The organism is Marinobacter fonticola, assembly GCF_008122265.1.
Lineage (GTDB): Bacteria > Pseudomonadota > Gammaproteobacteria > Pseudomonadales > Oleiphilaceae > Marinobacter_A > Marinobacter_A fonticola.
Genome location: NZ_CP043042.1, coordinates 3,123,680 through 3,139,795, shown reverse-complemented (window position 1 = coordinate 3,139,795; position 16,116 = coordinate 3,123,680). Strand labels below are relative to the sequence as shown.

12 protein-coding genes are annotated in these 16,116 nt (G+C 56.9%); 9 read left to right on the top strand and 3 right to left on the bottom strand.

Annotated elements, in window-relative coordinates; translation table 11 throughout:
* Positions 1–409 precede the first annotated feature (409 nt).
* The 3 genes from FXO11_RS20535 to FXO11_RS13905 all read left to right on the top strand — a co-directional run bounded on the left by FXO11_RS20535 (position 410) and on the right by FXO11_RS13905 (position 7,417).
* Complete coding sequence (locus tag FXO11_RS20535; protein ID WP_227545911.1) at positions 410–6,316, top strand: putative Ig domain-containing protein; 5,907 nt, start codon at positions 410–412, stop codon at positions 6,314–6,316.
* Between the two features lie 129 nt (positions 6,317–6,445).
* Positions 6,446–6,850 (top strand): hypothetical protein, encoded by a 405-nt coding sequence (locus FXO11_RS13910; RefSeq protein WP_148863535.1) that lies wholly within the window; start codon positions 6,446–6,448, stop codon positions 6,848–6,850.
* A gap of 186 nt (positions 6,851–7,036) precedes the next feature.
* Positions 7,037–7,417, top strand: coding sequence for a DUF6152 family protein (locus tag FXO11_RS13905; protein WP_227545910.1), 381 nt, complete (start codon positions 7,037–7,039; stop codon positions 7,415–7,417).
* 357 nt (positions 7,418–7,774) lie between these two features.
* Here the strand turns inward: FXO11_RS13905 and FXO11_RS13900 are convergent, their stop codons facing one another.
* Positions 7,775–8,893: a phospholipase D-like domain-containing protein gene (locus tag FXO11_RS13900; RefSeq protein WP_148863534.1), complete on the bottom strand. Its 1,119-nt coding sequence runs from the start codon at positions 8,891–8,893 to the stop codon at positions 7,775–7,777.
* A 225-nt stretch (positions 8,894–9,118) separates the two neighbouring features.
* Positions 9,119–9,298 carry a hypothetical protein gene (locus FXO11_RS13895; protein WP_202980227.1) on the bottom strand — a complete coding sequence of 60 codons (180 nt, stop codon included), beginning with the start codon at positions 9,296–9,298 and terminating at the stop codon, positions 9,119–9,121.
* A gap of 119 nt (positions 9,299–9,417) precedes the next feature.
* On the opposite strand from FXO11_RS13895, the gene FXO11_RS13890 reads away from it, so the two are divergent.
* The 6 genes from FXO11_RS13890 to FXO11_RS13865 all read left to right on the top strand — a co-directional run bounded on the left by FXO11_RS13890 (position 9,418) and on the right by FXO11_RS13865 (position 15,003).
* A complete protein-coding gene (locus FXO11_RS13890; RefSeq protein WP_148863533.1) occupies positions 9,418–9,846 on the top strand; it encodes a DUF2231 domain-containing protein in 429 nt (142 codons plus the stop codon).
* The gene (locus FXO11_RS13885) at positions 9,843–11,141 is read left to right on the top strand and encodes a PQQ-dependent sugar dehydrogenase (RefSeq protein WP_148863532.1); all 1,299 of its coding nucleotides are present in this window, start codon (positions 9,843–9,845) and stop codon (positions 11,139–11,141) included. The genes FXO11_RS13890 and FXO11_RS13885 overlap by 4 nt, the downstream gene beginning before the upstream one ends.
* Positions 11,138–11,623, top strand: a complete 486-nt coding sequence (locus tag FXO11_RS13880) for a hypothetical protein (protein WP_148863531.1) — start codon at positions 11,138–11,140, stop codon at positions 11,621–11,623. The genes FXO11_RS13885 and FXO11_RS13880 overlap by 4 nt, the downstream gene beginning before the upstream one ends.
* A gap of 217 nt (positions 11,624–11,840) precedes the next feature.
* Positions 11,841–12,602, top strand: coding sequence for an SDR family NAD(P)-dependent oxidoreductase (locus FXO11_RS13875; RefSeq protein WP_148863530.1), 762 nt, complete (start codon positions 11,841–11,843; stop codon positions 12,600–12,602).
* 43 nt (positions 12,603–12,645) lie between these two features.
* Positions 12,646–13,794, top strand: a complete 1,149-nt coding sequence (locus tag FXO11_RS13870) for an acyl-CoA dehydrogenase family protein (RefSeq protein WP_148863529.1) — start codon at positions 12,646–12,648, stop codon at positions 13,792–13,794.
* Positions 13,795–13,821: 27 nt separating this feature from the next.
* Positions 13,822–15,003, top strand: coding sequence for a thiolase family protein (locus FXO11_RS13865; RefSeq protein ID WP_148863528.1), 1,182 nt, complete (start codon positions 13,822–13,824; stop codon positions 15,001–15,003).
* A gap of 107 nt (positions 15,004–15,110) precedes the next feature.
* Here the strand turns inward: FXO11_RS13865 and FXO11_RS13860 are convergent, their stop codons facing one another.
* Complete coding sequence (locus FXO11_RS13860) at positions 15,111–16,115, bottom strand: AraC family transcriptional regulator (protein WP_148863527.1); 1,005 nt, start codon at positions 16,113–16,115, stop codon at positions 15,111–15,113.
* Position 16,116 lies beyond the last annotated feature (1 nt).

The following is a 16,116-nucleotide window of genomic DNA, read 5'->3' as shown; positions in this document are numbered from 1 at the left end:
TGCTCCATCAAGGGCTTTGGACTCATGCTAGCTCAGCCTGGAAAAGGCGAATAGTGCCGTGAGATTACAGAGACGTAAGATGGCTGGGCTGTCCAAAGGGCTATGAGAAGAGATAAAGCAAACAATACGTCGTGGGAACTGCGGCGTGTTTTCGATTTGTCTGGCCACTCAATAAATAAGAAATTGCTCCCCATATTTATATATTACTTCGTAATTATATGTAACGAAATAATAAATAATGTAAGTTTTTTGAGATGGCTGACTCCAAAATCTTTAACCATCCGTATTCATAAATGATCGTTTTATGTGCAATTGTAATGAATCGTGTGGACGGGCTGTTTAATTATCCCAACCGAGTATTCTATAGATGCACACAAGTGCGACCCAAAAAAAAGATATAGGCACTTAAATGTTTCGATTCCCTCGTACTCTCAGTGGCGTGTTATTGATCGTTGCAATCCTGGCGCCGGCTCTGGCCCAAGCCAGCCACTTTCGCGGTGGGTCAATAACCTGGCAGGCATTGGACCTGGACAATGATGGCCAAGTGAATGATGTACGACTCACGGTCAAGACCGCTTGGCGGACAGATTTTGTCGAGTCGCCAACCGCAAATTCCTTCGTTTCCGAACCCGCGATCACGTTCGCTGAAGTGGGCACGGGTAACGTCACCACGTTGTCCGGAAGTCCGGACGCGAATGGCCAATATGCACTGAGTACGAACATTTTCGAGGCCCGGAACCTCGATATAAGTACCTCGTATGAGGTGTATTACACCTCGTGTTGCCGCATCAACGAGTTGGTTAACAATGCCGGGAAAGCATGGAAAATTCAGACGGTTATTAATCTAGCGGGCGGTAACCTGGCACCCAAGATTGAGCTGCCTATCATCTTTGAAGTACCCCAGATCAGGCAGGACGGCACCCGGTTGGAAAACTGGACATTCAACACCGGTTCCACCGATCCTAATGCCGATAAGCTGAAGTTCCGCCTGGCCAACCTCGATGAGCTGGGCGCGAGTGATGCCGTGCAGCCGGATGGTTTTTCAATTAACCCGAACACAGGCGTGATTACCTGGTCGGGTTCAGGCAGCTTAGCGCCCGGGTTATACAGTGCCGGTATCGTGGCGGAAGACCAGGACGACAACGGTATCGAAAAGTCGAAATCCCATGTGGATTTCATTCTGTACCTGCAAAACAACAAGGCAACTCAATTCAATGAGTCGGCCAATGTACCTGAAACCCGTAACGTCATTGTAGAAAAGGGTTCGACTTATACTTTCAATGTTAACGGCACGGCAATCGAAACCACCAGTCTCGGGAATATCCAGGGCGCGCTGACCGAAGATGCGAGCGTTGAAAGCCAATATACATTTGACCCGGTTAACCTGGCGCCTGCCGCATATCCCATTACTTTCGAAGTACGCGATACGACCAATACGACGATTAAGAACTACCTGGTTCTCAATTTCATTGTTCCGGATCCGGATGCGCCGAAAATCGTAAATTTGGAGGCGGACCGGACCGTGTATGGCACCACAGACCGCCAGATTATCGATGCCGGTGAAGATGCCCTGGTGACTGATCGCAATAACGTTGATTTCGACGGCGGCGAGCTGAAGGTGAACGTTACTTTCACCGACGGCCTGGAGGAAAATCTCAGTGTTCGGAATCAGGGAACGGGCGCGGGCCAGATTGGACTGTCCGGAGATACCGTTCTCTACGAAGGCAATCCCATTGGCACCATAGACGCCAATGATAATGGTCAGGGCCGCGCGTTACGGATCAACTTCGCAGGGGCCAATGCTACGCCCGCCGCGGTCACGGCACTCGTCCGCAACCTTACTTACCAGGATACCTTTACCCTGCGTGCGCCGGGCGACCGCAATCTGTCGCTGTTCATCAAGGACAAGGAAGGTAAGAGCAACTCCTATAACTTCTATGTCGATGTGCAGGATCACCCCTCAAGACCGGCCAGTGGCGGGCCGGTAGGTTCCGCGAACGGCATGATCGTTGCCGAAGGCAGCGCCGTTGCTTTGGGAACTGAAAACATCAACTTCTCGGATCCGGATACCGATCGCGGCCAGATCGCGATTAGTGTCACGGAAGTATCGAATGGGCAGTTTGAGAACTCAGGCAACCCTGGCGTTGCCATTACCTCCTTTACCCAGGAAAGTGTCGACCTCGGCCAGGTCACCTTTGTCCATGATGACAGTGAGGTCGCGCCCACATACAGCCTGAGCGCCTCGGACGGCACGACCTCGACCGCACCCTCTGCGGGCGACGTGCGATTCTCCCATATCAATGACAATGCACCGGTTATCAGCGGAACACCCGACACTGAGGTTAAGGTTGATACACCATACCAGTTCCGGCCGACCGCCTCCGATGAGGACGTCGGCGACGTATTAACCTTCAGTGTCACCAATCAGCCGTCCTGGACAACGTTCGATGCGTCAACCGGTGAGCTTTCCGGTACCCCGGGGAACGCCGATCGGGGCACCTATGCCTCCATCGGAATCACGGTGACGGACAGCGACGGCGCCGCCTCCAGTCTGCCCGCGTTCGACATCTGGGTCTTTCAGGACAGCGATGGCGACGGCGTGCCTGATAGTACCGAAAATACGGATGGCACCGATCCGAGTGATGCGGCGAGCTATAAGGATGGAGATGCCGACGGCGTGCCCGATCATGTGGAAACCCGGGACGGCACTGCCATAAACAACAAAAGCGACTTCTTGGATTCAGACGGTGACAACGCTTCCGATTATTCCGAAGCGCGAGATGGAACCGATCCAAACAATGCCAGTGATGTGCGGGATACCGATGGGGATCGCGTTCCTGACGATGAGGAAACCCGTGATGAGACGGATTTGAACGACAGGACGTCCTATCGGGATAACGATGGGGATGGTGTGCCGGGGGTCGTTGAAATGCAGGAGGGCACTGATCCTGGCCTAGCTGCTGATTATCTGGATACCGACGGTGATGGCGCCTCTGACTATTCGGAAGGCCAGGCCGGCACCGATCCCGGTAATACTTCGGACGTCCAGGATACGGACGGCGATCGCATTCCTGACGATCAGGAAAGTCGGGATGGCACGAGCCCGGGCGATAAGACGTCCTACAAGGACGTCGATGGCGATGGCGTGCCGGATCGCGTCGAGACGGCGCAGGGCACGAGCGCCAACGACGGTACTGACTACCGTGACACCGACAACGACGGTACCGCGGACTATGTGGAGAGTAGCCTCGACAGCACCGATCCCAATGACGGCAGCGATTTCCGCGATTCCGACGGTGACCGCGTGTCCGATCGGCTGGAGACCGAGCAGGGCACGGACCCCAATGACAAGACCTCCTACCGGGATACCGACGCCGATCAGGTACCTGATCAGGTAGAGCAGACCGAAAGCACCAATATCAACGACGACGCTGACTATCGGGATGCGGACGCCGATGGCGTACCCGACTATGTGGAAACTGTCGTCGACGGCACCGACGCCAACAATCAGCAGTCCTTCCGCGACACGGATGGCGATGGTGTGCCGGACTACCAGGAAACGGTAACAGGCAGCGATCCCAACGATGCCGCCAGCTATGTCGATACGGACAGCGACCGCGTGCCGGACTATGTCGAAATTATCGATGGCACGGATGAAATGGATAAGCGCAGCTACGCTGACGCCGACGGGGATGGTGTACCCACCCACGTGGAACTCCGTGTCGACCTGACGGATCCGGACAACGGTTCGAGGTTCCTGGACGCCGATGGCGATGGGGTGCCGGACTATGGTGAACTCTATTTTGACGGGTCGAACGCCAGTATCGCGGAGAGCGTACGGGATACGGACGGTGACGGCGTACCCGACTTCATTGAGAACCAGGTCGACGGCACTAATCCTGCGGATGGTTCGCTCTTCCTGGATAGTGACCGCGACGGTACACCCGATTTTGTTGAGGTGTATGTAGACGGTACAGATCCGCTGGGCGACAGTTCTCCACCTACGGTATCGGCGCCGCCTGAGGTCACTGTCAATGCGACGGGACTTTATACCAAGATCAGTCGCGCGCAACTTGAAGCGTTGGGCCTGGCCTCGGCATCGGACTCGAATGACGGAGCCAATTGCTGTTCGCCTTATCCCAAGTCGCTCGTCGACAATGAGCCCTTCTTCCCGCCGGGCCGACATGAAATCGTCTGGGCCGCGGAAGATGATAAGGGCAACGTGGGTACGGCCAACCAGGTCCTGAACGTGAAGCCGCTGGTCAGCCTGAGCAAAGATCAGGTTAAGCCCGAAGGTGCGGACGTGCAGATCAAGGTTGTGCTGAATGGCCCATCGCCTTTCTATCCGGTCGAGGTGCCCTATAGCGTGTCGGGTAGTGCAACCAATCCGGCAGACCACAACCTTGCGGGCGGTATCGCAGTGATCGATAAAGGCCTGCAAACGACCCTCTCGTTTAGCCTGACCAACGATGCAATTCCGGAGGCTGACGAAACGATCGTCGTAACCCTGGGGGAAGGCGTCAATCGTAGTCCATCGTCGCGCCATGTTCTGACGGTCAGTGAAAGAAATATCTCACCGGAGGTCGACGTCGTGGTTCGCCAGGATGGTGAAGAGCGCTTGGTAGTAACTCGCGACGGAGGTCCTGTTGTGCTAAGCGCTTTGGTGACCGACGGAAATCGGAACGATAGCCATCAGTTCAACTGGAACACCGGTATCTTGATTGACCGCGACAGTGCCTCGGCCAGCGTAACCCTCGATCCCAGTGTCATGGAGCCGGGACGAGATTATCCGCTAACGGTCGTGGTCACTGACAACGGTCGCCCTGCGGCTGAGGATTCGACGACAGTTCACTTGAAAGTCGTCGACGTCTTGCCGGCACTATCTTCGGTACAGGACAGCGATGGCGATGGGGTGCCGGATGCAAACGAAGGTCATGGGGACGCGGACCAAGACGGTATTCCCGATTACCTGGATAGTTCACTGTATGACTGCAGTGTGGTGCCCGAAGAAGTCGAGGACTACCAGCGTTTCCTGATGGAGAGCGACCCCGGTACGTGCATCAAATTGGGCCAGTATTCACGTTTTGCCACTCGCGGAGGTAGCCGCCTGCTGGAGGAAAGCGACATTGGTGCAACCAGCATCACGCAGTTACCGGAAGATCCCGAAACGACCAATGTGGGTGGTATCTTTGACTTCACGGTGGAAAACCTGGCTTCCGCGGGGCAAAGCGTCCGCGTGGTGGTTCCGCAACGCGCGGCCATTCCGCAGAACGCGGTTTATCGGAAGTATTCGGCAGAAGGCGGCTGGGTGGACTTCCGTGAAAACGCAGGCAATTCGCTGGCCTCTGCTCCCGGTGAGCCAGGGTTCTGCCCGACGGCAGGGAGTGGTGAGTACCGGGCAGGCCTAAACCCGGGCGACTGGTGTGTGCAGTTAACCATGACGGATGGAGGAGAAAACGACGATGATGGTAAAGCAAACGGCGTGGTCGTTGACCCGGGTGGTGTCGCAGTGATTGCCGGCTTGGAGAATAGTGGCACTCTGAAAACATCGGGCGGCGGTGGTGCCTTCGGCCCCTTCGGTCTGGGTTTGTTGATTGCCGCGGGTATCGCCGCAAGGGCCGCGCGCTTGCGCGCGGCTCTAGGAGCGAAGCTTAAGGCATTAGCTTTGCCTGTGATCGCAGTGTGCGTATTGGCTTCCTCGCTTGATATTGTGCAGGCCCAGGCTGCCAATCGCGGGGTGACCGGGGAAAGAGCCCCACCGATATACCTCACAGGGAGCCTTGGCTATGCCTTTACCGACATCAGTCATAGCGATATTGAAGGCCGGTTTGCTGATCGCGGATACCAGGCGACCGTCCATTCCTCCGACGGCGGTCGCCTGGCGGGCACGATCGGGGCGGGCTACCGCTTGACCGAGAGTCTGGCATTGGAGATCGCCTGGGTAGATTTAGGGGACACTGAGATTACTTTTAGCTCAACACCTGTCAATCGGGACATTGCGGCTGTGCATCCCGAATCCGGGCAAGGGCCGGCAGCATCCGCCATATATCGCTATGCCATAACTGATCGGCTGGGACTCCGTGCTCGCGGCGGCGTTCTCTTCTGGGATAGGGACTACAGCACGACCCAGGGAGAGGTCGCCATCACCGATGACGAGGAGAGTGGTACCGACTTCTTTTATGGAGTGGGGATAGATTATCGCGTGAGCCGCCTGATTTTCCTTACGGCGGAAGTGCAGCGATTTGAATTCAGCAGGGACCCGAGTCATTTTGTTTCGGCAGGGTTTGAATTCAATTTCCCCGAGTTGTTGAAATAGAAATAAAGGGCAGCCGGTTCCATACTTGGGCCGGTTGCCACACTACTCAACGGATGCTGGTATCCCCACACCCTATGGTTTCGCAGCTACAGTTGGTATGAAATCTATATGTTCGCGGAAAGGCCTAAAGTGAGTATTGGCAAAACAGGTTACGCATGGCTTGCTACTGCGCTCCTGGCGCTGTCAGGCAACGGATATGCTCACAACGACCATGGTGACGGGCAGCACGCTGCCACCAAACACGATTTCTCGTTTAAGATGGGCCGCGCACCGGGCTACTTTACCGAAAAATGTTTGCCGGTGAACGAAGGCGCGGAAATTTTATACAGGTTCAACTCACCGTATGCGGTAAACTTCAACGTGCACGTCCATACCGAAACTGAGACTCTGTTTCCGGTGCTGATTGACAATATAGACCAGCATCAGGCCTCGCTTCTCGCTTCTGACGATCAGGAGTACTGCTTTACCTGGAAGACCACCGCCAAAGCTGCAGAAACGTGGGTTCTGAACTTCAGTTACGAACTTAAGAATTAAGTGTTTCTGAGCGCATGTTGAATTGCTTCGTCTGTGGCATCAGCCGGGCGTCCGGTAGGGAATTTTTAACCGGTTAGCCGGTCATCTACTGTGAATGCCGGTGTCGCCTAGCGTCGGTGCCAATGTATTTGTCCATCCCTCAGTCTGCTTTCGGGGAAGCGAAACGGAACCAAAGGGAGTTTTATCATGTCAACGATCCACCGTAGGTTACTCACAATCTTGATGCCGCTTCTGTGCACCGTCTTTGCTCAAACGGTCTCGGCCCACCACGGCTGGGCCTGGGCCACGGACGAGGAATTCGAGATCAGTGGATCGGTGACCGAAACCCGGCTGGGCAATCCCCACGGCGAAGTGACCATTGAGGTCGAGGGCGAGGCCTGGGTCATAGAGGTGGGCCAGCCCTGGCGTAATGATCGGGTGGGGCTGTCCAAAGACCAGTTGAGCCAGGGGCAGGAAATCAGCGTGCACGGTCACCGCTCGGCCGACGAGAATGAACGTCTGGTCAAGGCCGAACGGGTGGTTATCGAGGGCAAAGAATACGATCTCTACCCGGACCGCGATTCCTGAGAACAGAGCGACGATACCGTGAAAAGATTGTAGGCCATCAGCGTCGCATAAAGTGGTTACTTGGCGTGCAGCCGCAGTTGCGAATTATCCGAATGACCTTGGCATCGGTTGTTTGGCGCCGATGTCATAGCGAGTCAAGTAACCGCTGTCAAAACTAAATTGGTCGGCTAGCCGGTGCCACCCCGTTATCCGGATCAAACCAGAGTGCACTTCTAGCAGGCTCTCACATTGATTGGTATGGACGATGCTTATTAGTGGGTTATCGGCAATAGAGACGTTTGCGCCACTCAAACAGGGGAACCAGATCTAACCGACAATTGAGAGATCCTGGGCAGCGAAGCGGAATATCAATCGCTTTCAGTACAGAAACTTTACCGCAGCGCTCAGCGCGCCCAATACTCGCTGCCGCAACCGTTGCCCGACGCTTTGGCGAGACCGGGTATCAAGACTTATCGATTTACATTCAAATAAGTGTGATCGATAGAGTTCAGCGATATCTTCAGCGAATGCGCCGTCTTTTACTTCCTGATTGGCTTCCAGGTTCCACCGAAAGCTCCAGTGGTCAAAGTTGCATGAGCCCACTGTGCACCAGTCGTCGGCAAGACAGAATTTTGCGTGCGTGAAAGAGGCCTGATATTCGTACACACGCACACCTGCGCGTAGGAGCCGCCCATAGTAACTCCTCCCGGCATATTGTACGGCCGGATGATCGTGGTTATTGCCGGCAACGATGATCCGAACATCGACACCACGCCGGGCGCTCGCTTGTAATTGTCGGAGTAGGTTTCGAGTGGGCAGAAAATAAGGCGTGTACATCCAGACGCGCTTACGGGCCTCTTCAATGTGACTTTGAAGAGAGTGCCGAATAGGTCGCCGCCGGCCCTGGGTCCGTGTCATCCGTCCTTCGCTTTTACCCGTCTTATGTTCAACTTCGGAACGGTTACGTAGAACTAAAGGCAAAGGCCATTCTCTGGCGCCACAAACGAGCCGTGACGACCACAATCGGTAAAACGAGTCGAACCAATCCTCGACCACAGGTCCCTCGATGCGTATGGCGAGATCATACCAACAATTAAGGAACTCGTCGGTAAGACAGAAACCCCCTGTGAAAGCGACCTTTCGGTCCACAAGCAGCAACTTACGATGGTCTCGCGTAATACTTCGACAAAGCCGAGGTAAAGAAACGGGGTTGAAATAAGCCAGAGCAATTCCGGGATAATCCAATCGTTGCCGGTCCATCGCTTCCAGACCTTGAGAACCGTAACTATCGAAAAGCAGGAAAACCTTCACGCCGCGATTCGCTGCGTTTCTCAAAGCATCGATGAACCTGTCGGCAAAGCGTCCAGACTCGACCAGATACTGCTCAAGAATGATGAGATCGGTGGCTGAATCGATGCTAGAGAGTAGTTCAGGCACATAGCAATCGCTTCCGGGAAAAACCTGAAAACGATTATTGCTGCGCCATGGCTTTTGCATTCAGCGACCCTGAATCTACAAGCTGTAGAAATCTTATTGAATTGGAGTAAGAGGCCCGGAGTTGTGCAGGCACATCGATAAATTGTCGGAACATTACGGTCGGCATCGACTGGCTTTTCTTCATTAAGTCTTAAAGGCTAGGGATTGTGGCGGGACAGATCAAATTTAAAATGAAGAGCACCCCGGAGCGAACCGGCGTGCTATCGACGCTTAAGAAAGGATGAGTTAGCTGCAACCACCCTGACTCTGGCGTCCGCCCTTTTGACCGGCCTTGCGGGCTTCTTCCAAATCGAACTCGTGAGCATTGCCCGTTTCGTGAGCTACTTTCCCGCCTTTCTCGCCAGCCTTGCGGGCTTTCTCGGAACTGAATTCGTGGGCCGGTCCAAGGGGGCCTGTAAGGGGCATACGGATGAGCTATACTCCACCCGAATGCTCACGATTTTGCTCTTGGAATAGAGCTCGATGCAGTGCCCGGGCCGATCCAGGCGCAGAATCTTTGCTTACTCAGCAAGGAGGAGCTTGCCATGATGGCGACTGCCCATCGAACGTATCGAAGTGCGCTGCATCCGCTTCACGCTATATTGCTCGCTGGCACCATTCCGTTGTTTCTTGGGGCCACGTTGAGCGACTATGCCTACTCGTCGACCTACCACATACTCTGGAGCATGTTCGCTTCCTGGCTGATTGCCGGCGGTCTTGTCTTCGCTGGATTGGCGCTGTTATGCGCGATCATCGGCCTGTTCCGTGCTGACCGCCGTCGCGGACTTTTCCTCGCTTATTTTTTTCTGCTGCTGGCCGTGTGGGTTGTGGGCTTCTTCAATGCGCTGGTCCACGCCAAAGACGCCTGGGGCATGATGCCCACCGGCTTTATTCTATCGATAATTGTTACCGTGCTGGCTTGCGCGGCGACTTGGATCGGGCTCTCCAGTCTCAGCGCAGGAGGTAGGGAATGAGGTTTTCCAGCATCTTTTACGTCAGTACGCTCTCGGTTTTTCTAAGTGCCTGCGGAGATGGCGCTCCAGATTCGGAACAACAATACGGCCCCAATCCGACACTTCCAGAACCGCAACGAGGGCTCTTGCCTGGCATGACGGTTCCCGAGCCTGCCGAGTGGGGCGATCAGCAACCGACGGTGCCCGACAACTACACCATCACAGCCATCGCCACCGGCCTCAAGATACCGCGCCAAACGCTGGTGTTGCCCAACGGCGATATCCTGGTTGCCGAAGGTAGTGGCGGCGGTGACGCACCGCTATCGAAGCCGAAAGGTGTGATTGCCGGTTATATAAAGTCGCAGGGGAGCACCTCGGTTAAGGGTGGCGACCGCTTGACTCTGCTGCGCGATAGCGACGGAGACGGCAGCTATGAGGAGCAAACTGTTTTCGCCGAGAACCTCAACGCGCCTTATGGACTGGCTTTGGTTGATAACAATCTCTACGTTGCCAATCAGGATGCGCTCGTACGGTTTGATTACGAGGAAGGCCAGACCCAGGCCAGCGGGCGGCCTGAAGAGGTTACGAAGCTACCCTCTGAGATTAACCATCACTGGACCAAGGCGCTGACGGCCAGCGCTGATGGGCGTTTTCTCTACGTGGGTATTGGCTCCAACAGCAATATCACCGAGCGTGGTATGGCGGCGGAAGTCAACCGGGCGGAGATCTGGCAGATCGATGCCGAGACCGGTGCACATAAACCGTATGCGACGGGGCTGCGTAACCCCACCGCGCTTACGATTCAGCCAGACACAGATCAGCTATGGGCCGTGGTGAACGAGCGGGATGAACTCGGGCCCAACCTGGTTCCCGACTACCTGACGTCTGTGCAGGAAGGCGGCTTTTATGGCTGGCCCTACAGTTATTGGGGGCAGAATGTCGATCAGCGGGTCCGGCCGCAGAAGCCTGAAAAAGTAGAATCGGCGATTGTGCCCGATTACAGCCTCGGATCGCATGTGGCTGCACTCGGCGTCGATTTTTCAATCCCCGAAATGGGTGACGAGTTCGCGGAAGGGGTGTTCGTCGGCGAGCATGGCAGCTGGAACCGCGCGAATCCTGTGGGCTACAAGGTGGTTTTTATACCTTTCAGCGACGGACGCCCGGCCGGTCAACCTGTTGACTTTGTGACCGGATTTCTCTCAGGAGACAATAAAACGCGAGGACGGCCGGTCGGCGTGACCGTGGACCCAAGCGGTGCCCTCATCGTCGCGGACGATCTTTCCCATACGATCTGGAGGATAGCGCCGAAGGAATGATGGAGCAGGCTCTGGGCTTTATCGAGAGCGCTGCGCCAGTGGCCGCGCTGCGTCAGTCCACATGGCTCTATCCGTTGGTTAACGCCGGACACATTTTGGGCGTTGCCCTGCTGGTGGGCGGGATTGTTCCGCTTGACCTGCGCTTGCTGGGGGCGTGGCGCGGCTATCCGGTCGCGCCCTTCCTGCGGGTTCTGAGGCTGACATCGGCATGCGGACTGGGTTTGGCCGTCGCGTGCGGCCTGCTGCTTTTTGCCACGGCGGCCGCGGACTACGCGGGCTCTTTTTTGTTTCTGAGCAAGATGGCCGTCGTTGTAGGCGGGGTCGTGAATGCCCTGGTCATGGGGCGCGCGCTAACCCGGCAGGCTATCTGGAATCTTCCCCTCGGCGCGTCTATGCCTGTGACCATACGGCTTGGCGCGCTGGTTTCTCTCTGCGCCTGGGTAACGGCTTTGGTTCTGGGTCGATTACTGGGCTATTTCTGACTGGGCGACTTCTGAATCATTTATGCAACATAAAGGGTTCCGCTCGCCGCTTTTTATCAAATTTCCTGCATAAAGATGTCATGGCCCGGCAAGGGCAGGTGATTCACACTGGATGTATCTAGTGGGCGCTGCTGGCGGGTACTGAATTCCGATAGATACCCGCTGTCACAGCCGCAACGTTCATCCCAACGACTTATTCAGAACACAGGACATAACGATGGATTTTAAAGACGTACCCGCAATCGTAACCGGAGGCGCCTCCGGCCTGGGCGAGGGCGCAGCACGGGCGCTCGCCGCGGAAGGCTGTAAGGTGGCGATCCTGGATCTACAGGAAGAGAGAGGCAATGCCGTGGCGGCGGAAATCGGCGGTATTTTTGTCCGTTGCGATGTCGCCTCCGCCGAGAGTGCCGAAGCCGCCCTGAAAACGGCCCGTGAAGCGCACGGCCCCTGCGGCGTGGCGGTGAGTTGTGCCGGCATCGCGCCCGCGGCGAAGATCGTGGGCAAGGACGGCCCGATGCCGCTGGATGATTTCAACAAGGTTATTCAGGTCAACCTGGTGGGGTCGTTCAACATCATGCGGCTGGCGGCAGCGCAGATGGCCGAACGGGAACCGAATGCCGACGGCGAGCGTGGCGTCATTATTTCCACTGCATCGGTGGCCGCCTACGAAGGCCAGATTGGCCAGGTGGCCTACAGCGCCTCCAAGGGCGGCGTGGTGGCGATGACGCTTCAGGCTGCGAGAGAGCTGGCGCGTAGCGGGATTCGCGTTAATACCATCGCACCGGGGATTTTTATGACGCCGATGATGGCGGCGATGCCCGAGAACGTGCAGGAAAGTCTCGCGGCGACATTGCCGTTCCCGCAGCGGCTGGGCAAGCCGGAAGAGTTTGGCATGATGGTCGAACAGATGGTGAAAAATCCGGTCCTGAACGGTGAGGTTGTCCGCCTGGATTGTGCGCTTCGCATGGCGCCGAAATAGATTCGGCTTTACGCGGTGCTTGTATGAACAACAAGGTGCTTGTATGAACGACAGGAAAGAACCCGAAGAGCGCGCCATGTTCCGTGACATGGTAGTGAAGGTCCTTGAAAGCCAGGTCAAGCCACACTACGAGGATTGGGATGCGGCCGGTATCGTGCCCCGTGACGTGTGGCGCACCTTCGGCGAGGCCGGCATGCTGTGCGTGGATGTACCCGAGGACTTCGGCGGGGTAGGCGTCACCTTCGACTACTCCATTGTCGTGGGCGCAGAGCTCGCCCGCATGGGCTTTGGCGCCTTGGCCACCAACGTCATGGTTCACTCGGACATTGTTGCGCCTTATTTGACGAACATCGCCAGCGACGAGCAGAAACAGCAATGGCTGCCTAAGATGGTCAGCGGCGAAGCCGTGGGCGCTATCGCCATGACCGAGCCGGGCGCCGGCAGCGATCTGCAGGCCATGCGCACCAGCGCCAAGCGTGACGGCGACGACTATGTGCTGAACGGATCCAAGACCTTCATCACCAATGGCCAGCATGCCGATATGGTGATCGTCGCCGCCAAAACCGATCCGGCGGCGGGCGCCAAGGGCATCAGCCTGTTTCTGGTGGATACCACGCTGCCCGGGTTCAGCCGGGGCCGCAACATGGACAAGATTGGCCAGCATTGCGGCGACACCTCGGAAATGTTCTTCGAAGACTTGAAAGTACCGCGCTCGGCGCTACTGGGTGAGGAAGGTAAGGGCTTCGTCTACCTGATGACCGAACTTCCCCGCGAGCGCCTGGTCATTGGCGCCCTGGGCTGCGCCGCCGCCCGCGGTGCGCTGGATTTGACCATTGCCTATGCCGACGAGCGCGAGCTCTTCGGCCAGAAGCTCAAGCAACTGCAAAACACCCGGTTCCGTATCGCCGAAATGGAAACCGACTACCGGGTCAACCAGGCGTTCATCAACGAATGCATCGATCTGTACAGCCAGGGCGAGCTGGATGCCGCCACCGCCTCCATGGCGAAGTACAGCGCCACGGAAATGCAGTGCCGGGTGGCCGATGGCTGTCTGCAGTTGTTCGGCGGCTATGGATACACCACCGAATACCCGATTTCCCGCGCCTTTACCGATGCCCGTGTACAGCGCATCTACGGTGGGACATCCGAAGTAATGAAAGAAGTCATCGCTCGCGCCGTCTTGGGCAAGTGAGTATCTTCAACAGACTTGAGGTGAGTTATGGCAGATAACGATGTTGTGATTGCAGGCGGGGCCCGCACGCCCATGGGCGGCATGATGGGCGCGCTGAGCAGCGTGCGCTCGCCGGAGTTGGGCGCTATTTCCATCAAGGCAGCCATTGAGCGGGCCAAGCTGACGCCGGCGGATATCAATGAAGTGGTGATGGGCTGCGTTTTACCGGCGGGTCTCGGTCAGGCGCCGGCGCGGCAGGCCTCCCGCTCGGCGGGTATTCCCGACAGTTCGGGCTGTACCACGGTGAACAAGATGTGCGGGTCGGGCATGCAGGCCGTCATCATGGCGCACGACCAGATCAAGGCCGGCACCAACCGCATCATGATTGCCGGCGGCATGGAGAACATGAGTCAGGCACCGTACCTGCTGCCCAAGGCTCGCCAGGGGCTGCGGATGGGGCATGGCCAAGTCATGGACTCCATGTTTCTGGATGGCCTGGAAGACGCCTACGAAGGTGGCCTGATGGGCGTGTTTGCCCAGCGCGTAGCGGATGAATACAAGATCAGTCGCGAGGCGATGGACAGTTATGCCATCGAGTCGTTGCGGCGGTCGCTGGCGGCGGCGGAGAGCGGCGATTTCGATGACGAAATCGTGCCGGTTCCGGTTAAGGATCGTCATGGCGAGACGCTGGTGGAAATTGACGAACAACCCGGCAAAGCCAATCCCGACAAGATTCCGACGTTGAAGCCCGCTTTCGCCAAAGAGGGCAGCGTGACCGCAGCCAACGCCAGTTCCATCAGCGATGGTGCTTCAGCGCTGGTGCTGGCCCATGCCGACGAAGTCAGTCAGCGAGGCTTGAAACCGCTGGCCCGAATCGTGGCGCATGCCACCCATGCACGCTTGCCCGCCGAGTTCACCCTGGCGCCGATAGGGGCCATTCAGAAGGTGCTCGACAAGGCCGGGTGGACCAAGGACGACGTGGATCTGTTCGAGGTCAACGAGGCCTTTGCCGTCGTGGCGTTGCTGGCGATCAACGAACTGGGCCTGGATCCCGATAAGGTCAATGTCTTTGGCGGCGCCTGCGCCCTGGGCCATCCCATCGGTTCGTCGGGTTCGCGGATTCTTGTGACGTTGATCAACGCGTTGAAGCGTCGCGGCCTGAAGCGCGGCGTGGCCTCGCTGTGTATCGGTGGTGGTGAAGGGACCGCTGTAGCTATAGAAATTCTCTGACGCTTACAAATTTCTCAGGCCAATGTAGCAGATGCTTTAGGGGAGAGAGGCTTTAAAGCAGCCTTTTACACCCTCTAAAGCGTCGGCTACATTTCCGGCCTTCGCTCTTACTGATCCTGCTGCCGATAAGCCAGCGGGCTGACCCCCGTCCAGTGCTTGAATGCCCGCGAAAAGGCGCCCGGCTCGGTGAATCCCAATTGCGCCGAAATCTCCGCCACGCTTAGGTTCTGCCGGGTGAGCAGGGTGACCGCCTGGTCCCGTCGTAAATTATCCTTGATCTTCTGGTAGGCGCTGCCTTCGGCTTTGAGTTTGCGGCTGAGGGTATAGGAGGTCGTGTGCAACTGCCCGGACACCCAGTCTAGGTTAGGCAGGCGGCTTTCGTCGCAGGATTCCAGCAGGCGGCGGACCTGGGTGGTGACGCTGTCGTCGTCCACGGTCCAAATCATCAGATGCCGCGGCGAGCCGAGGATGAATTCGTCTAGCTCGCGGACGGAGCGGACTACCGGCATGGTCAGGTATTGCTTGCTGAAGAACAGGCTGTTGCTCTCACGCTCGAAATGGCAGCGGCACGGAAAGATGAACCGGTATTCGTCGAAGTGGTGGGGCAGCGCTTGGGTGAAGGTGGCTTGGCTAAGTACGATCTTGCGGCCGATCAGCCAGCCTACCAAGCGATGCCAGACCATTAGCAGCCACTCCACCAGGAAATGGTCCGGATCCAGTTCGGGATGGCGATGGGTGAGGGAAAGCCTGGCTTCGTCCCCCTCAAGATCCAGCTCGATACGGATGTCATCTGAGAATAGCCGATAGCAGCGGATACTCTGGCGCAGCACGTCTTCCAGGTTGCTGCTGTGGACCACCAGCGAGCCCATCAGATGAAAATGGCCGACACGGCACGGGTGCGTGGTGCGTCCCATAAACTCGTCGTCCAATTCCTTCCACACCAGCCGGAACAGGCGAATGAACTGTTCTCGCGGCACCCGGGCCTTGGGCTCGCGGATCAGTTCGGGGTCGATATCCCGGCTGCGCAGTAGGGCATCGCAGTTGCCGCGTTGCTTTTCCAGTCCGTGGAGAGCGGCCCGCGCATAGTGGGAGGAGAATGTCAGGTTTTTCATT